We start from the raw sequence: 16,369 nt of genomic DNA, 5'->3' as shown, positions 1-16,369 counted from the left end.
ACCGGTGCTGACACAGTGATCCACATGGGATCGATCCCCGATCCGTAACAGCAACCCCAATTATCGGGTTTACGAGAGCAATGTCATGGCCACAAAGCACGTCCTCAAAGCAGCCGACTCCCTGGGGCTTGAGTCTGTCTGTCTCCCCTCCAGTATCAATGCCATTAGGAACGGAATGCCAACGTGTGGTATCTCCCAGTCGACGAAACCCATCCGTGGACCCCCAGACGATCCGTACGGCATCGCCAAGCACGCTATGGAGGTGACAGCGGACGGCGTCGGCTGTCGGCCGTCTACCGACCTCATTATCGTCTCGTTGCGATATCCGTGGGTGAGGACCGACGAGGAGGGCACTGTTCAGATTAGATATTGAAGGAGTAAGACGGAGGAATTCGTCGGGGATATGACCGAATCCGACTGATCCAGGGGATATAGCATCGAGGTCAAGTTAGATTTTGTATAGTATTACTAGAATATTATCTAGATTGGACGATTCCAAAGGTATGTATAGGATTGCAGCCAGGTTTCGCGGTCGTCGGATTGGCGTTTCTGAAGCAGTATCTAAACTGTAAGGATCGTCTTTTTATCTCTTGAAATAGACGTTTGTCGGTGTATCGATTTTCGTGTCGTTCATATCAAAATCGGAGTTCGTGTCAGAGAAGTTCGGACTTCAACTAGGGTGCAAAATTGACTAGAAACACGGTGTTCTTGATGTCATATTTCTCGGTGAGTCCAGAGAGGGAGATCGAGATAACGCCTTCGTTTCTGGAAGTAAAGAGTCTTGTGTGGGTAAATTCGTTCGTCTCGGGATCGACAGCAGCGTACAGCCAGTAGTGTTCGGGCCTAAGTTGGATCACGGGCTCGTTGATCGCGACATGCTTCGAACTCCGTTCAGTAGTCGGCTGTGGATCATCTTTTGTATCCCGTTATGGATGGTTGAACGAGCGCGTTCGACACCAAAGCTCTCCAAGTCAGAAATAGTATTTAATATTGACAATACTCGGAGATGGAGTCGGAAGCTCAGCCGCATCAGCTCGCAGTGTCGCTTCTCGCTCCACAAACCCTACTGAATCTCGGTACTAGTTCTACTGAGGCGGGCGAATTCTGGCAAGGCACCACGAATTCCACCGCCTCGTTCCTTCAAACTGGTCTTGTTGAAACCTTTACTGAGAAACATGACGAGCGAGTGGCGTGAGGAAAGATGTCGATAAGAATCGGCACGTGTGCTTCCAGCGGCCCGGAGCCCGACTCGTGGGCGCGGGCTCCCGCGGTCCCGGATGTGACGATACACTGGTCCTGTTCACACCCGTGGTCCAAGAGCACGCTTTCGATTCGGTTGCGTACCGTCTCGCTCGTGAGCACCCAGCAAGCAGGAAACCCATACCGACCCGCCGCAGTCTCCTCGCCAGCATGTGGCCACTCGGACACGTGGCGATCGGCTCTCTCCTGGACACGCTGTCGACCTGCACGCGGTTCGAGCGTTCGCCCAGCCACCTCCCTGTCTTCCTTCTCGTGGTCGGAACGCAGGTTCCGGATCTGGTCGACAAACCGCTGGCGTCTAGGCGCGTTGCCGACCGGTCGCACTCTCGTGCACTCGCTGCTCGTGTTGGGGGCCTGTCACGCTCGCGGTCGTCCTCCTTGCGCGGCAGGTCACTCGCCGTGCGTACGGCGTTGCGTTCGCGACCGGCGCGCTCGCCCACGCTCTGGTCGACACTCTGCCCGCGCTGTGGGGGCCGACCGACCCCTATTTTCCTGCTCTGGCCCACCCTCGCCGTCGAACCCTACGAGAGCGGCGCGCCGACCGTGCTCGGCCTCCCGTAGCGGCGGGCGACCGCGAGGGTGGCACCCGAAAGCGGGACCGCGATGAAGACCATTAGTCCAACGGGACGACGAGAGACGTCCGGACAGATAGCTGGCTTCATTCGTCGAGTCTACTCCGATTCTTCTTCGACGCGCTTGCGTCCACGTTCGTTGATTCTATCGGCGATTTCCTGAACGTCGCGCTCGGTGAGTTCGCTCTCACTGGTGAGTTCGTCCATCATTTCGAGCGCCTCGATCTTCTCCTGAATGGCCTGTCGCGTGACCTCGCTCCAGTTGATCTCCGGGTGCTTTTCCATTCGCTCTTTGAGGTCGTCGTCCACGTTGACCGTGATACTGGGCATACAGATTCTTATGGAGACACAGAATACTGTGTCTCTCGGTGCATCTCATCGCCTCGTATGCAGGAATTTCACGCCGCAAATGTTAATCTGTTTGATAGTCGAACTGGAACCTGCATTCACTAATATTGAAAGTTTCGATGAGACCTGGAATCACCGGAATTCGACTGGCTCAGAACCCCTCACATTGTGGATGGTCCCGTCAAATCGAAGAGTTCTGTAATAGAATAAGTGCCGTATTTGGGCGTCTGAGCATCTCTTACGCCATCCCCACAAACCATGGGCCCTGCCAGATACGATCGACGGTGACGAAAAACCCGGGCCCAACGACGAGCGTTCTGACGTTTGCGCGGACGATCGCGCGTTCGAGGTCGTCCCCATCATGCTGATCGTTCGATGGGACAACGACGACGCCGGCACGAGCAGCGGCGATTTCCGAGGCGATGAACTCGGGGTAGTTGCGCATCAGAACGGCGATCCGATCCCCATCTCTGAGTCCCATCGATCGAAATGCGTTCGCTAGTTTGGCCGACTGGGTCTCGAGGTCTGCGTAGGTCAGTGTTCGGTCCGGCGTTTTGATCGCTGGCCGCTCCGCATAGCGCAAACAGAGCTGACTGTAGTCACGAAATTTCACTATATAACAGTATGGGCTCAGGACGTGGCGTTCGCCGTGGTGAAGCGAATCTCCCGGCCAGAGAGTTACAGATCCCGTTGTGTAAACCCTCTCTGCGAGCCGATGGCCGCCGTCTCCCGTGCGCGATGGCTCGCGACGACGACCGACGCCGTCGGCGCAGCGTACAACATCGGGACCGGTTCCGCGGTCACGATCCGCGAACTGGCCGAAGCGGTCCCGGAGATCACGGACACGGACGCGGAGATCGTCCACACCGAGCCCCGGCCGGGCGATATCGAGCACTCGGAAGCGGACATTGCGAACGCCGCGGACCACCTCGGCTACGCGCCGACGGTCGCGTTCCGCGAGGGACTCGAGCGCACGGCAGAGTGGGTTCGAAGCAGCTAGGGTGGACGAGGGATCATCTCACGTGCACTGTCGAACCCGATAGTCGCCGAGCACCCTGCGCCCAATATACCCTCGGCGGCTCCATCCTCGTGGTCGGCCTGGGCGCCCTGCTCGTGGCGTCCGACCACCGCCGCCAGCCGATCGCCCTGGTCGCGCTCGGGGCCGCCTCGCATCACGCCCTCGACGTGCTGTTGCTGACCGTAACCGGCTTATGCCTATCCCGTACTCTGGCCGCTGTCGGGCGCTCACTTCCCGGCACCGACCCTGTATCTCAGCAGCGATCGCTGGCCGGCCCTCGTCGTGGGACTGGGGCGGCGCTCGTCTGGGGGCTCGCCCGCCGGCGCCGCGACGGGTCCATGGAGACGCCGGCGGCCGACTGACGGGTCCTCTCTCGGTAATGCTGATCGCCGCTTGGTCGACGTTGGAGCGGCGCTACCAACCCACGGGTCGGTCGTATCGGGGGTCATTTCATCCAACGCGCGCGTCTCCGCGTCGAACTCCACGTTCTCGAGGTCGCCGTCGTGATCGGCGACGCCGCTCCCAGTGAGGTGCGTGCCGTAGCGGCCGAGCAGCGTGGTGAGCTCCTGCGGGAGGACGAACGTGGTCGCCTCGCTTCGGCCGAGCTCGACGAGCGTCTGCAGCCCGCGTCGATCACGGCGCGTTCGCCCATCGCTTCGGCCGCCCGCGCCCGGAGCACGGTCGCGATCGCGTCGCCCTGGGCTTCGCGGATCAGTGCCCGGCACTTGCGCTCGGCGGCGGTCTGTTGCTCCATCGCTGCTGACTGTCCGTCGAGAGGTGGCCTCGCGGATCTCGACGCGGTTCCCCTCCTCGTCGGCGGGTTCGTCGAGTTCCGTGCGGATCTTGGCGTTGACCGCTGGCACTTTTCCAGCGTCTCGTTGAGGCTCACGTCGCCGCTCATGGCGTACATGTGGTCTGGACGAGGTTCGAAACGACTATTATTGGATTAGCGGGATTGGTTGAGGAGCGAAGCGACATCGCGTGAACTACTGCGATCACGTATCCCGCACTATCTGGCCGGGTTGTGATTTTCGAATACTGTCTCTATATTCGTTAGTTCACGACTGAGTGCGGAAGGCCGAGTTCCAGCCGGCCGAGGGGAAGTGGCCGAGTCACGCCGCGCTGGACGGCTCCGTGATCCAGAGCACCAACGGTGGCCTCTCGGAGATGTTGGCGGGCGGATTCGAGAGCCGAACTATCATCAGCCACTTCACCCTGTTTCTCGACCAGCCGTAGTCCGCAGAGGCCGTTTCGAGACGGAGCGGACTGCCGCGCCTGGAACCGGACACTGCGGTGTCGAGAGATCGCTGTCGCCGGCAAAGAACCGCTGCTGCTGTCGGTGTCGCCGATGGCGGGCCCGACGACTCAGTCGAGCACGCCGGGATAGTCGGCGATGACTCCGTCGACCCCCGCGTCGACGAGCTGCTCCGCCTGATACCAGGTCCCGACTGTCCACGTGTTTACCGCCCGCCCCTCGTCGTGGGCTCGCTCTATCAGGTCGATATCGGCGAATCCGGGGTCGTCGATGTAGTAGGAGTCGTTGAAGAACGGCGATCCGACGACCATGTTGTACGGCGGGTGGAGCGCTTCGCAATCGTACTTGTTGGTAATCTCGAGCCCGACGCCGATCGAGTCCCAGAACAGGAACGCGATCGGGACGTCGGCGTCGTACTCGCGCGTCGTCGCGAGCGCGGCCTCCATGAACGACGACACGAGGACGCGGTTCTCGAACTCGGCCGCAATGTCGAGCACGCGCCGGGTGAACGGCCGCCAGACGTCTTTCCGGTCCTCGAGTTCGCCACCTTCCAACTTCTCGGCGAATCGAACGTCGGTATCGCCTGGATTCTTCAGTTCGATGTTGACGGCCACATTCGACGGGATCACCGACAGAACCTCCCGCAGCGTCGGCACTGTCTCCCCGCTCTCGAGGACCTCGGCGGTTCGCACCTCCGAACAGGGTGTCTCCCACACGAGCGTGTTCTCATGGTCGGTGAGACCGCGCTCCCCGCCGTCGCGCGAAGCAAGCCGGTCGTCGTGGAAGACCACGACCTCGAAGTCGTCGCCCTCGTGGGGGCGCCCGCCGCAGGGCACCACGTCGATCTCGATCATCTCGGCGCCGCGCCTGGCCGCGTCGTCGCCTCTCCCCCCTCTGGAAGCCTGTTCCACGGCGGCAACCGTGTTTTCTGGATACACGCCCGCGAACCCACGATGCGCAATCAGCGTCGTCGACTCGTCGTCCGACAACGTGCCGTCGTCGCGACCCTCCGCGCTCACAACCCCTCCGACGGACGATCCGAGTACCGCTGCGCTCGTCGCCTTCAGCACGGTCCGCCGACCGATGTTGGGAATTCCGAACATTGCATCAGACGGTGACTACGTCCCCACTAATAAAATATTTTATAAATTTATTTTAATATATTTATTATTACCTGTCGCTGCCCGCTACGGACGACGGCCGCAGCGGACCGCGCGACCTCCCGGCGGACGGGGTCGCTGGCTAGCGTTCGAGCGTGTCGATCGGTCTGGTGAGCCAGTCTTTTCCGGAGTCCTCGAGCAGGTTGAAGAAGTCGTCGTGGAGTTCGCCGTTCGAGGCGACGACGCTCCCCTCGAGTATGCTGTCGAGGTCGGTGTTTCCGTCGAAGTCGGTCACCGTCCCGCCCGCCTCTCGGACGAGCAGCGCCTCGGGCGCGACGTCGACCGGCTTGAGGTCCTTCACCGAGACCGTGTCGAACACGCCCTCGGCGACGAACGCCAGGTCGGGTGCGGCGGCTCCGAGCAGTCGCGTCCCCTGCGTGTACGCGAAGAGGTATCGCCACAGGCCCATGTAGTCGTAGTCGTCGGCCGTCTCCTTGAGGTAGAACCCGACCCCGTGGAACGAGTCCTCGATGACCTCGGTGTCGGTGACGGACAACTCCGTCGGCTCCGAGTCCTCGGCGACGAGGTCATAGCCATCGCTCCGGAACTTGTAGGCGCCTTCGTCCCGAACCGCGACGTACACTTCGTCCCGGAGCGAGTAATACATCACACCAGCGTACAGTTCGCCGTCTTTCGTAACGGCGATGTTGACGCCGAAGTGGGGGATGCCCTTGGAGAAGTTCGTCGTCCCGTCGAGCGGGTCGATGATCCAGACGTACCCCCCTTCGAGTTGGCCGCCCTGCTCCTCGCCGTACAGCGCGTGATTCTCGTCCTCGAAGTCGTCGCCGAGCTCTTCCCTGATCGTGTCACGGATCAGCGTCTCCGCTTCCGTGTCAACCTCCGTGAGGAGGTTCTGTGGGTCCTTTTCCTCGGCCTCTCCGATCTTGCCGAAGTAGTTCTGGTGAAGCTGCGCCGCCTTCGCCGCGGCCAGGACGGCGATCCTGAGGTAACGATTCTCGATCGGCATCTGCCCCTGGAGGTCCTCGATCTCGACCCCCTCGTCGTCGCCATCGCCTTCTGCGGCGAGGGCGCTGAGAACACCGTTGGAGCCGACGATTCCTGCCGCCCCGGCAGTCCCGGTCACGCCAGCCAACTTGAGAAACCGTCGGCGAGCTTCGCTCTCGGTACCGTCTCTGCGTTCGCGGTCACCATTGTCGTCTGACATGGTGCATTTCGGACGGCAACGATCAGTTATTTAAATTTAATTGAGTTAAATTTCAGCCACATATATTAGTTGTGTTGTATATAAATATATAAATAATATTATCGATGTGCGGAATTTTGTTCCCGCAAAAAACGACCGGACGGTGCGGCGACATCGGGAGGCCCGACATCGATACCTCTCTCAGTTGTGGTCTTCCGTTCTGCACCGGCCGCTCTCGGAATCGGGTTGCGAGACAGGTAGACCGCGCTCACGAGAACGGCACCGCCGAACGCCGGGCCCGCGACGCCGAGGGTCGGCGTGACCCACGCGGCGAAGAGCCCGACGAGCAGCGCCATGCCGAGTACCGTGACGGCGTGGATACACCTGGTGACGATACCCCGGTCGTCGGCTGCCTCCACGGTGTGGTCAGTGTTAGTCTTTCCCACGGCGATCTTTGTCGCCCGGCAAGAAAGATGGAGAGGACCGATCGACACGATCGGGCGCACAGCCCGACGACCGCGCGGGCCGACTGCTACCGGTGGCCGCCGATCACGTCCCGGCGACGCCCATCACGGCGTAGCGGAGCGCGTCGAGGCAGTGATCCTGGGCGCCCGTCGCCCCGACGTGGTCCTCCTTGTAACTGAAGAACCCCCGGACAGGTGCTCGCAGCGCTCGGCGACGAGCAGGCCGACGCGGCCGTCGAATCCTCCAGGGGGTCCAGATCCCGGCGAACACGCCGTCCAACCCTTCGTAAGCGCCCTGCTTTGCGCCCGTCAACTCGACCGAGGATCTCGTTGCCACCCTCACGCCACTGTGCCTGCCACTCAGCGAGGTGATCGCCGAGCACGACCCCCAGAGTGTATGCGAGGCTGCCCGACTGGTCGATCGCGACGCGTCCGATGTCAATTCGGATCGCAACCGGCTGGACGTCCTCGGTATCCTCGACGTCGAAGAAGAAGACCTGGTGGGGCCCTGCAGCCCGTCGTGCCGTTCGATCGAATCGCGATGTAGATCGACAACCCGCTCGGAACCGACCGCGATCCCAACAGCGCGTCGGCCAGCGAATAGCACCGCCACGCCTACTCCTCGAACAACCGTGTTGCACGTCGATAGATCGGTGCGCCGAGCCAGTCTCGCGCCGCCGCAATTTGTTCAAGTCGCTCTCGGGCCTCCCCGTTCTCGAGCGCACCGCGTTTGACGAGCGCACGGAGGACGATCGGTGAGAGGGCGACCTGTGCCGCCGTCACGTTCTGGAGTTCCGGAAGCGCGCGGAGATCATCGGTCAGGAGAAACGCAGGCTCGAGTTGGTGGGCCAGCGTCGCACAGCTTGCTTCCCCGCGATCGATCCGTGACGATTGAAACCCACCACCAGCGACGTCGTGGACGGTGAACTGCGCCCGGTGATCGAGGACTCGCTGTGCGGCCCGGCCATGTGGATCATCGTACTCGGCCGTGTCCTCGAGTTCTCGGATGACCGTCCTCGTCGTCTCCACCTCGAACTCGGCGAAGACGAGTTCGTCCACCTCCGCCGTGGCGAGCGAAATGAGGGCACTCGTATCGGCAACGATCATTCCAGCTCCGCGAGCTCGTCAGCGAGGGCTTCACCCTGGTCGAGGACGGTCTTCGAGGCGCGGACTGCTTCGGCGTCCTGCCGGCCGACGAACGCTTTGAGCACCTCGAAGCCGAGCTCGTCCTCAAGATACAACTCGACGAGCTCCTCTTTGAACGCTTCCTCGTCTTCGATCTCGTCCAGATACGCGCGAAGCGCTTCGGTGACGATCTCAGTCCGATCCTTATGGGTAATCTTCGCTGCGATATCGGCCTTTTCGACCAATTCGTCCGGGAGTCGAAAGTTGACGCGAGTCGTTCCCATAGTGCGTTCCTCTGTATGTACATTGTACCCACAATCAAATAAACCCCCTCCACACCGACGTCTGCCGAGCGCAGTGATCCGGCACGACGAGTTCGACAGTCTCGAAACCGGCCTCGAAGTCCGCAGTGGTACGCCGCTGCCCGCTCATCACACGACAGGCCGGGTCACGCGGGATCGGCCTCGGTGGCGGTCCAGTTCCCGTGAACACGCCATCCGCCCCTCGTAGGCGTCTCCCTCTCTTTCCGCCGGAGAGTGCAGAGAGAATCTCGGTGGCGGCGCTAACGAGCGTCCGGCACTCCGTCAGGGTGACGTACTCGACGGCGATTCGTCGTGGCGCGAAGCGAACTCCCGGCAGACCCGTCTCGTGGTCAGCGTTTTGCCCGTGCCGGGCGGCCCGTAGATCGACACGGTCGGCGGCAGGGAACCGTCGTGGACGCCGTTCAGGATGGTCGCCAACTCGTGTTCCTGGCTCTCGCGAGCGTAGATCTCGGCCGGGTCGGCCAGCGGATCGAGTGCGCGCTTGTCGACGACAACGCTCTCGTCCGGTGCGGTGTCGGCGAACAGGTCGTCGTACTTGCTCATGCGATCGCTGCCGGTGGTAGTGGCGTGCCAGCAATGAACGTATCGCCCGTACGCGACTGGCGCCGATCGGCCCGGTGTCAAGATTGTCGTATAGGAAGTAAGCGCCTGCCCGGTGCCCGAGCGCCCGACAAGTTCGAAAAGTGGTGCGAGGTCGGCAACCGACGGTATGATCTTCTCGAGTCCTGCGATCGCAATGTAGACATCATTGGACTCAACCACCTTCCTGGCATTTCCATCGTTGGTAATAAGCGCCAGCGAACCGGTCTCGGCGATCATGAAGTTTGCCCCTGTCATGCCGGCATTGTTTAGATTAGCTGATTCCATGCATAGGTGAAGCTCTGCAACCATGTTTCGGCGGTTCCCGGTTCGGCGTTTCTAAAACAATTCCAAACTGGTAGGTCCGATGTTTCACTTTTTGGATGATACGTTCGATTGCATTCCGATTTCCGTATGTCTCGTGGCGAAATCGGAGGTCGAGAACGTGGTATGCGGCTTTGAGCCTCGGGCCAAAATCGACGAAAAACTCAGCGTCGTCGGCGTCGTGTGTTTCGCGAAGTTCCTGGAGAAATCGTTTAGTTAGGCCATGATTCGCGTTGAAAAGAGCCTGGCGTGGAGGAATTCGTCCGTTACGTGATCGACAGCGGCGTAAAGCCAGTAGCGCTAGTCGTCGAGATGGACCACGGTTTCGTCGAGCACGATGTGATCCAGTTGTTTGTCGTCTGTCAGCTGTAAATCGGCATTCTGCACCTAATTATGGACGATCGATCGCGCCCGTCGACACCGAAACTCTATAAGACAGAGATAGTATCTAAAAGTGATAATCCGCGTAGATAGGGCTGAATACTCAACTCCATCAGCTCGCGCGGTGTCTGCTCGCGGTCCACAAAGTCTAACTGGATCTCGACGCTAGATCCACCGAGACGGTCGAATTCTGGCCAGATTACCTCGAATTCCACCGCCTTGCACCTTCAAACTCTAATCTGAATAGCGCCGTGTGCGAAATGAATAGATGGACGAGACGAACGTGTCGGCCGACGGTGACGAGTTTCCTCAGCAAATCTCTCTGGATACATAGAAGACGAATACCACATCCCCCCCACACCCCGTGCAAGAAATCGCTTCGTAGGCAGTCGGTCAGCTCAGGACTGATCCGGCCACCGCTCGATGTAGCTCATTTTGTCCGTGTAGAAGTTGACAAGGTCCGAGCCCTGGGCGTGGAGGTCGCCGAAGAACGAGTCCTTCCGTCCCCCGAACGCAAAGAACGCCATCGGTGCGGCCGTGCCAACGTTCACGCCCAGGTTCCCGGCCTCCACTTCACATTTGAACCGACTAGCCTTGTGGCCGCTGTCGGTGAACAGGCTCGCGGCGTTGCCGAAGTCGCTCCGGTTGACGACGTCGACGGCCTCATCGAAGTCCTCGACGCGGACCAGTCCCACGATAGGGCCGAAGTGTTCCTCGCGGACGATGGTCATCTCCGGCGACACCTCGCCGAACAGCGACGGACCAACGAAGTTTCCGTCCTCGTAGCCCTCGACGGTCACGTCGCGCCCGTCGACGAGGAGCTCAGCACCCTCGTCCACGCCAGACTGGACGTATCTCCTGATCGTCTCCTCGTGGTCGGCGCTGATGATCGCGCCGATATCGACTCCGTCGTCGAGGCCGTACCCGACGGTCTGGTCGCGCATCTTCGCAACCATCTCGTCGGCAAACGCGTCATAGACCGAGTCCTCGACAACGACGACATCGTTCGAGAGACAGCGCTCACCAGCACAGGCACAGGCTGAGGAGACCGTCTTCTCGGCAGCGTACGAGAGGTCGGCGCTCTCGGTGACGATGACGTGGTTCTTCGCGCCGCCCTGGGCCTGGACGCGCTTCCCGTTGGCCGCCGCCGTCTCGTAGATGTGGCGGGCGACCGGCGTGCTGCCGACGAACGAGACGCCCTCAATACCTGGGTGGGCGAGAATTTCGTTCACGGTGTCGGGCCCACCGTTGAGCAATTGGACGACGCCGTCCGGGAAGCCGGCCTGGTCTACTAGCTCGAAGATACGCTGGGTAACGAGGGGATCCTGTTCGCTGGGTTTCAGGATGAAGGCGTTGCCCGAAGCGACGGCATGGGGGAGGAACCACAGCGAGATCATCGCCGGGAAATTAAACGGCGTGATGCCGACGAACGTCCCGAGTGGCTCACGGACGGCACTCTCGTCAATGTCGGGCGCGGCGTTAGCGAGCGTGCCGGCTTGCTGGAGTCGCGGCATCCCACAGGCCACCTCCACGTTCTCGATACCGCGGCGAAGTTCGCCCCGGGCCTCGGCTCGAGTCTTGCCGTGCTCGCGGACCAGAAGTTCGGCGAGTTCGTCGATGTGCTCCTCAAGCAACGACTTCAGTCGGAACAGCGGCTGGATGCGGTCCTCGACGGCGGTGTTTCTCCAGTCGTCGTATGCTTCGTTCGCCGCGTCGACGGCCGTGTCGAGGTCCGCTGCATCGCTGAACGGGATCGTCGCCAGTCGCTCCCCGGTCGCAGGGTTGGTTACCGGCTGGCTGTCACGCCCGGCCGGTTTCTGCCACGAGCCGTCCACATAGTTCTGTACCTCGCCGTCATCGCTCAGGCTTGCTAGCATCACTGGTGATTCAGGTGTGGTAGGGGACAATAATAAATTTTCGGCCAGTAAAGAAGAGACGGTCGATGGACCGACCGCTGTTCGACGCACATGCACCCGTACTTCGGTTCACCTCGCCAGAGACGGTTCGGGACACTGGCACACTCGTCGTGTTCGAACGGCAGTCCCTCTCAGAGTAGCGAGTCCTGGAGCTGCCGGAGCTGGTACAGCACCGAATCCGTGTCGAGGGTAACGTCGTTCGTCGACACTGGCTGGTCAGTGGCGATGGGACGGGTCACCTCAGCACCGCTCAAGAGTTCGAACGGGACCAGGTCGGCCTCCGCGGCGACCGAAGCGTCCTCGAGCTGTCCATAGACAGTGTCGCCGCCGCCTCCGTGGATCGTCTCGCCGGGTTCGAGGTCGCGCTTCGCAGCCGCCACCACCTCCGTGGTCTGCCGGGTGACGACGCCTGTGGCCCGGTCCTGGAGTGCCGCCCTGGCAATGGACACCAGCGTCTCTTGGGGCAGGTGGAACGGCCTGTGGAAGACCTGGTACCGGCCATCGGACGTGGTGTTGATGTTGTAGCGCTGGTCGAGGTAGGTCTGCGTGGCCTCGTTGGGGGCCTCCGTCACCACGAACGCGCTGGGGTTGTCGCCGGTCGGTGTGACCGCGTCGATGACCCCGGTCCGGTCTAGAACGCCTCCGTCGGCCTTGGGTCGCAACGTCTCGAGCAAACCATCACGGTCCGTCTCCGGCATGTGGATGCCGCCCGTGTCCGGCGGGAAGCCGAGCGCGTTCGCCGCGGCGGCGAGTTCGACCGCGACCTTCGTGCCGTCGAGGAAGGTGTTGTACATCCGGGCGTCGGGTTCGTTTTCCTCAATAAACGAGTCTGGCAGGTCATACCGCTGCAGGGCGTCCTCGTGGGTTGCGTGGGGCGCGAAGGTCAGCTCCGTACCCTGGCCAGCGGCGACGACGTCGAATCCCTGGAGGCGTGCCCAATCGGCGAGACGGACGACCTGCGCGGGTTCGTCGCCGTATGCCATGGTGTAGGTTACCCCCCGATGAGCCGCAAATCGCGCCAACAGTGGCCCCACCGTCGCATCTACCTCGACGCTCACCATGACGACGTCGTTGCCGGCCTCGATAGCCTCCCAGGCGTGGCGGGCACCCGCCTCCGGGTCGCCGGTCGTTTCGACAACCACGTCGACCGGTGCACCGGCAGCAGCGACGCCGTTTGTCGTCGCGACGCGCCGGTCAGCCGATAGGGCGTCCCGGATGCCGTCTCGGGTCTCCTCGACGTCCACGTCCGCCTCGGGAACCCCGACCTCCCGGAAGGTCCCCGTGGCTTTCTCCAGGTCGAGGTCCGCGAGGACGGCCGGGACGACCCCAGGTGTCTCCTCGATCTGGTACGCGAGGTGCGATCCGTACACGCCTGGACCAATCAGCGCCACCGTGATCGGCTCTGCTACACGCTCCGCCAGTTGGGCTCTGACTTCCATCTGTACAGCACAATTTTCGAGAGGTTATTTAAGTGTTATGTCGGGCCGCGTATCAAAGGCCGCCGCTCCACGTTTACCGCCAAGGCCAGGGATGCTGCCTTACGTACCAGATATCCCGTAAACACCAGTATCAGGCCCTCTACGATACGGTCCTTCGAAACGACAAATCTCCGTACTGGTCTGTAACCACTCTTTCAACCGTCGGGCCGGTGCACCGACTAACGTGAAGGGATCGACCACAGGCCGGGAGCTGATACCCGATCTCTCCGGACGTTACGGCATTCTCTCATACAGAACCAGTCCGACAGAATCCGCAGTCGACAGCAGACGCGCGAAGGTCATCAGTGTGTACGCGACGGAGAAGACGACAGAGAGGGGATAGGGTCATCCGTGCCACCGTCCGAACGAGCGGTATTCTCATTATCCTCCGGTCTAAGGCTTGGGTATGACCGACAATGCACGGAGTGGGAATCACGACCGGATCAAGTCAGTCAGCGTCTCGCTGGACATCGTGACGACGTTGGAACAGGGCCCCCCCAGAACGATCACTGAACTGGCCGATAAGCTGGACCGATCACCGAGCAACGTCCTTGCACATCTCCGCACGCTCCAAGAACGGGGATTTGTCGTCGAGGAGCACAACCGGTACCGGCCCGGGCTTCGGTACTACGAAATCGGCACGGCTATCAGGGAGGAGTATCCGCTGTTCGTACACGGGACTCAACCTGCGGACGACCTGGCAGCCGATACGGGCGAGTTCGTCTGGCTGATGGTCGAAGAACGCGGGCGCGGGTACTACATCTACAAATCGGCAGGGGACGCCGCCGTCGAGAGTGGAGCGTACACGACGGGGAGCCGATGGCCCCTTAATGCGAGTGCCAGTGGTAAAGTGTTGCTTGCTCACATGGACGACACTAAAGTTGAGTCCGTTCTCGACGCACACGAGATGGAACAAGTGACGCCGAACACGATTACTGACCGGGCAGAACTGGAAACCGAACTCGAACAGGTCCGCAAAGAGGGCATCGCCCGTGACCACGAGGAGTCGGCAGTTGGCATCCGCGGCGTAGCCGCGCCGGTCCGGGGGCTCGACGGTCTCATCGGTGCAGTAGCAATATCTGGCCCGGCCAGCCGGATCGAAGGCGAATACTTCCACGAAACGCTTCCGAGAAAAATCGCCCAGACAGCTGACATTATCCGGATTCGGTATAACGGTGACGCGGCCGTCGATGGATAAGCACCGCTTGCAGGGGGTGCGTTCGCCTACGACGCGACCCGAATTGCATTACAATTGTATGGCTGTAATCTTGTCCGCTCTTACTCACCTGGCCTGGGCATTACGCCCGAACTCAACGATCGACGTTGCTAGTCGAAACAGGTGCACCGTATCGTTTGGGTCATCCAAACTGGGTCCATCAGTTTCCGTCAAGACGAGAATTCGCGTCAGCGCGGTCGCCCAGCGGTAGACGAGCTTTGCTGGCGGGTCCTGCGTTGGACATGTGCGTGGACCCATTTTTGCTACCACTATCCCCGCCGACACCAAGCCGGCATTTCGCAGGAGAGAATTTCAGACCGCCACGGCCATCCGCCCGGCGATTGAACGAAGCCTGGATCGACCACAAGATTCAGGTGGTCGCCCGGCAAAGCCACTTTTGACAGAACGGGTTGTTCGTATACAGATGGCCGGACACTACGCGACGACGTCGAGTCACCGAGGAGTACCGGGAAGGCACACGTGAGTTCGTACAGACACTTCGCGCTGTTCGTCGCTCTCGCGTTCATTTGGGGTTCCCTGTTTGTCTTCATCAAGATTGGGTTACCATACGTGCCTCCGGTGCTGTTCGCAGCGCTCCGGCACGATCTCGCCGCCGTGCTGACGCTGGCGTACGCGGCAGCCGTTTCGGAGCGTTGGTGCCCGCGGTCCCGAGCGGACTGGTGGCTCGTCGCCCTCGGTGCCACCTTCTTTGTCGGCCTGTACAACGCGTTCCTCTTCGTCGGTCAGGGGGACGTAACCAGCAGTATCGCAGCGATTCTCACGGCGACGAACCCGATCCTCGCGGCGATGTTCGCGTGGGTCCTGATCCCGGCGGAACGCCTTTCGAAACGCGGGATTACAGGTCTCTTCCTCGGTTTCGTCGGCGTGGGTCTGGTCGCGAATCCCGACCTCTCGGGCCCCCTGGGAGCAGAGACGGTTGGTGCCGGACTCGTGATCCTCTCGACCACCTGTCTGGCGTTCGGGAGCGTTCTCGTCCAGCGCGCCAGCGGTGACCTTTCCACCGCTGGGTTCGTCGGCTGGTCGAACCTCCTGGGTGCCGGCTTGCTCCACGTCGTGAGCCTCGGACTGCCCGGCGAATCACTGTCGGCCGTGGACCTCACCGGTGAGGCACTGTTCGCGATCGTCTACCTGGCCGTCGTCGGAAGCGGGCTCAGCGCGATCATCTACTTCCACCTACTTCACGCACTGGGCGCCGTCGAGATCAACCTGGTGTCCTACGCAGCCCCCATCTTCACCGCGGTCCTGGGCTGGCTGTTGCTGGCCGAGACGCTATCGCCGCTGAGTGTCCTGGGCTTTCTTACCATCTCTGCCGGCTTCGTTCTGGTGAAACACGACGAACTGCGGGCCGAAGCCCGGAAGCTTTCCTGGCAGTCGCTCGGCCGCAGTTAAGCCTCGCCGGCGGCCGGTCGACCAGCTACCGTGCCGTGGTTGTTCTGCTCGATGGCGTTCGCTCACCGCGTTGGGTACCAGGGCCGCCGCTTCTTCTGCGCCCACACAGGCCGCCGTCGACACCGGGGAACCGTCCGTCCAGAACCTACTCCCTCTTCGAACAGGGGCACCGATCCGAGACGTCGCGGACGCCGCTCTCGTGCCACAAATAAGATATATTATACATAGTCATAAATTATATATAAGAATGACATCTCCGTCCGATCCCGGATGAGCGGGCATCGCCTCGAACCGTCGAGTTGTCACGGTGGCCACTGACGGCACCACAGGTCGGGTGGATGCCGGCCGAGGCTGCCGGGGAGGTGGATACTGTCGCAACAATCACCTCCGAAATCG

At 61.3% G+C, this 16,369-nt stretch carries 16 protein-coding genes and 5 pseudogenes; 6 read left to right on the top strand and 15 right to left on the bottom strand.

The window, feature by feature from the left end:
• Positions 1 to 85: 85 nt before the first annotated feature.
• The gene (locus MUG98_RS03170) at positions 86 to 373 is read left to right on the top strand and encodes an NAD-dependent epimerase/dehydratase family protein (protein ID WP_265110728.1); all 288 of its coding nucleotides are present in this window, start codon (positions 86 to 88) and stop codon (positions 371 to 373) included.
• 107 nt (positions 374 to 480) lie between these two features.
• On the opposite strand, the pseudogene MUG98_RS03165 reads toward MUG98_RS03170, so the two are convergent.
• From MUG98_RS03165 to MUG98_RS03155, 3 genes and pseudogenes are all read right to left on the bottom strand, one after another.
• A pseudogene (locus MUG98_RS03165) lies at positions 481 to 1,111 on the bottom strand (transposase domain-containing protein).
• 820 nt (positions 1,112 to 1,931) lie between these two features.
• Entirely contained in the window at positions 1,932 to 2,162 is a 231-nt protein-coding gene (locus MUG98_RS03160) for a hypothetical protein (protein WP_265110727.1), read from the bottom strand.
• A 256-nt stretch (positions 2,163 to 2,418) separates the two neighbouring features.
• Positions 2,419 to 2,793 (bottom strand): AMP-binding protein, encoded by a 375-nt coding sequence (locus tag MUG98_RS03155; protein ID WP_265110726.1) that lies wholly within the window; start codon positions 2,791 to 2,793, stop codon positions 2,419 to 2,421.
• 102 nt (positions 2,794 to 2,895) lie between these two features.
• On the opposite strand from MUG98_RS03155, the gene MUG98_RS03150 reads away from it, so the two are divergent.
• Complete coding sequence (locus MUG98_RS03150) at positions 2,896 to 3,180, top strand: Rossmann-fold NAD(P)-binding domain-containing protein (RefSeq protein WP_265110725.1); 285 nt, start codon at positions 2,896 to 2,898, stop codon at positions 3,178 to 3,180.
• A 473-nt stretch (positions 3,181 to 3,653) separates the two neighbouring features.
• Here MUG98_RS03150 and MUG98_RS03145 read toward each other — a convergent pair.
• Positions 3,654 to 4,131: pseudogene (locus MUG98_RS03145) on the bottom strand (SPFH domain-containing protein); the annotation flags it as partial.
• A 135-nt stretch (positions 4,132 to 4,266) separates the two neighbouring features.
• Here MUG98_RS03145 and MUG98_RS03140 point away from each other — a divergent pair.
• Positions 4,267 to 4,434: a hypothetical protein gene (locus MUG98_RS03140; RefSeq protein ID WP_265110724.1), complete on the top strand. Its 168-nt coding sequence runs from the start codon at positions 4,267 to 4,269 to the stop codon at positions 4,432 to 4,434.
• A 129-nt stretch (positions 4,435 to 4,563) separates the two neighbouring features.
• On the opposite strand, the gene MUG98_RS03135 is transcribed toward MUG98_RS03140, so the two are convergent.
• From MUG98_RS03135 to MUG98_RS03120, 4 genes are all read right to left on the bottom strand, one after another.
• Positions 4,564 to 5,556 carry a glycerophosphodiester phosphodiesterase gene (locus MUG98_RS03135; protein ID WP_265110723.1) on the bottom strand — a complete coding sequence of 331 codons (993 nt, stop codon included), beginning with the start codon at positions 5,554 to 5,556 and terminating at the stop codon, positions 4,564 to 4,566.
• Between the two features lie 139 nt (positions 5,557 to 5,695).
• On the bottom strand, positions 5,696 to 6,778 hold the full coding sequence (locus MUG98_RS03130) for an inositol monophosphatase family protein (protein ID WP_265110722.1): 1,083 nt from the start codon (positions 6,776 to 6,778) through the stop codon (positions 5,696 to 5,698).
• 98 nt (positions 6,779 to 6,876) lie between these two features.
• A complete protein-coding gene (locus MUG98_RS03125; protein WP_265110721.1) occupies positions 6,877 to 7,203 on the bottom strand; it encodes a hypothetical protein in 327 nt (108 codons plus the stop codon).
• Between the two features lie 103 nt (positions 7,204 to 7,306).
• Positions 7,307 to 7,558, bottom strand: a complete 252-nt coding sequence (locus MUG98_RS03120; protein ID WP_265110720.1) for a hypothetical protein — start codon at positions 7,556 to 7,558, stop codon at positions 7,307 to 7,309.
• A gap of 31 nt (positions 7,559 to 7,589) precedes the next feature.
• On the opposite strand from MUG98_RS03120, the gene MUG98_RS25625 reads away from it, so the two are divergent.
• Positions 7,590 to 7,955 carry an HVO_A0114 family putative DNA-binding protein gene (locus MUG98_RS25625; RefSeq protein WP_486606249.1) on the top strand — a complete coding sequence of 122 codons (366 nt, stop codon included), beginning with the start codon at positions 7,590 to 7,592 and terminating at the stop codon, positions 7,953 to 7,955.
• On the opposite strand, the gene MUG98_RS03115 is transcribed toward MUG98_RS25625, so the two are convergent.
• The 7 genes and pseudogenes from MUG98_RS03115 to MUG98_RS03085 all read right to left on the bottom strand — a co-directional run bounded on the left by MUG98_RS03115 (position 7,837) and on the right by MUG98_RS03085 (position 13,308).
• On the bottom strand, positions 7,837 to 8,328 hold the full coding sequence (locus MUG98_RS03115) for a PIN domain-containing protein (RefSeq protein WP_265110719.1): 492 nt from the start codon (positions 8,326 to 8,328) through the stop codon (positions 7,837 to 7,839). The genes MUG98_RS25625 and MUG98_RS03115 overlap by 119 nt on opposite strands.
• Positions 8,325 to 8,630, bottom strand: a complete 306-nt coding sequence (locus MUG98_RS03110) for a ribbon-helix-helix protein, CopG family (RefSeq protein ID WP_345779785.1) — start codon at positions 8,628 to 8,630, stop codon at positions 8,325 to 8,327. Before MUG98_RS03110 ends, MUG98_RS03115 begins: the two co-directional genes overlap by 4 nt.
• 170 nt (positions 8,631 to 8,800) lie before the next feature.
• Positions 8,801 to 9,212, bottom strand: a pseudogene (locus tag MUG98_RS25350) (AAA family ATPase); the annotation flags it as partial.
• A 126-nt stretch (positions 9,213 to 9,338) separates the two neighbouring features.
• Positions 9,339 to 9,488: pseudogene (locus MUG98_RS25345) on the bottom strand (LUD domain-containing protein); the annotation flags it as partial.
• 29 nt (positions 9,489 to 9,517) lie between these two features.
• Positions 9,518 to 10,153 (bottom strand): annotated as a pseudogene (locus MUG98_RS03095) (IS6 family transposase).
• 198 nt (positions 10,154 to 10,351) lie between these two features.
• Positions 10,352 to 11,830 (bottom strand): CoA-acylating methylmalonate-semialdehyde dehydrogenase, encoded by a 1,479-nt coding sequence (locus MUG98_RS03090; RefSeq protein WP_265112540.1) that lies wholly within the window; start codon positions 11,828 to 11,830, stop codon positions 10,352 to 10,354.
• 170 nt (positions 11,831 to 12,000) lie between these two features.
• On the bottom strand, positions 12,001 to 13,308 hold the full coding sequence (locus tag MUG98_RS03085; protein ID WP_265110717.1) for an SAF domain-containing protein: 1,308 nt from the start codon (positions 13,306 to 13,308) through the stop codon (positions 12,001 to 12,003).
• Between the two features lie 445 nt (positions 13,309 to 13,753).
• Between MUG98_RS03085 and MUG98_RS03080 the strand changes: the two genes are divergently transcribed.
• Both MUG98_RS03080 and MUG98_RS03075 read left to right on the top strand, forming a co-directional pair.
• Positions 13,754 to 14,545: an IclR family transcriptional regulator gene (locus MUG98_RS03080; protein WP_265110716.1), complete on the top strand. Its 792-nt coding sequence runs from the start codon at positions 13,754 to 13,756 to the stop codon at positions 14,543 to 14,545.
• Positions 14,546 to 15,043: 498 nt separating this feature from the next.
• Positions 15,044 to 15,973: a DMT family transporter gene (locus MUG98_RS03075; protein WP_265110715.1), complete on the top strand. Its 930-nt coding sequence runs from the start codon at positions 15,044 to 15,046 to the stop codon at positions 15,971 to 15,973.
• The last annotated feature ends 396 nt before the right edge of the window (positions 15,974 to 16,369 follow it).

It is taken from the genome of Halosolutus halophilus (genome assembly GCF_022869805.1).
Classification (GTDB): domain Archaea; phylum Halobacteriota; class Halobacteria; order Halobacteriales; family Natrialbaceae; genus Halosolutus; species Halosolutus halophilus.
Note: the sequence above shows the minus strand (reverse complement) of the source record. Positions and strands in the feature narration are given on the sequence as shown.

What these genes read in the sequence shown, in the direction of transcription:
- MUG98_RS03080 (WP_265110716.1), top strand. Translation starts at nt 13,754, where the DNA reads ATGACCGACAATGCACGGAGTGGGAATCACGACCGGATCAAGTCAGTC.
- MUG98_RS03160 (WP_265110727.1), bottom strand. Translation starts at nt 2,162, where the DNA reads ATGCCCAGTATCACGGTCAACGTGGACGACGACCTCAAAGAGCGAATG.
- MUG98_RS03130 (WP_265110722.1), bottom strand. Translation starts at nt 6,778, where the DNA reads ATGTCAGACGACAATGGTGACCGCGAACGCAGAGACGGTACCGAGAGC.
- MUG98_RS03090 (WP_265112540.1), bottom strand. Translation starts at nt 11,830, where the DNA reads ATGCTAGCAAGCCTGAGCGATGACGGCGAGGTACAGAACTATGTGGAC.
- MUG98_RS03085 (WP_265110717.1), bottom strand. Translation starts at nt 13,308, where the DNA reads ATGGAAGTCAGAGCCCAACTGGCGGAGCGTGTAGCAGAGCCGATCACG.
- MUG98_RS03170 (WP_265110728.1), top strand. Translation starts at nt 86, where the DNA reads ATGGCCACAAAGCACGTCCTCAAAGCAGCCGACTCCCTGGGGCTTGAG.
- MUG98_RS03115 (WP_265110719.1), bottom strand. Translation starts at nt 8,328, where the DNA reads ATGATCGTTGCCGATACGAGTGCCCTCATTTCGCTCGCCACGGCGGAG.
- MUG98_RS03150 (WP_265110725.1), top strand. Translation starts at nt 2,896, where the DNA reads ATGGCCGCCGTCTCCCGTGCGCGATGGCTCGCGACGACGACCGACGCC.
- MUG98_RS03110 (WP_345779785.1), bottom strand. Translation starts at nt 8,630, where the DNA reads ATGGGAACGACTCGCGTCAACTTTCGACTCCCGGACGAATTGGTCGAA.
- MUG98_RS03135 (WP_265110723.1), bottom strand. Translation starts at nt 5,556, where the DNA reads ATGTTCGGAATTCCCAACATCGGTCGGCGGACCGTGCTGAAGGCGACG.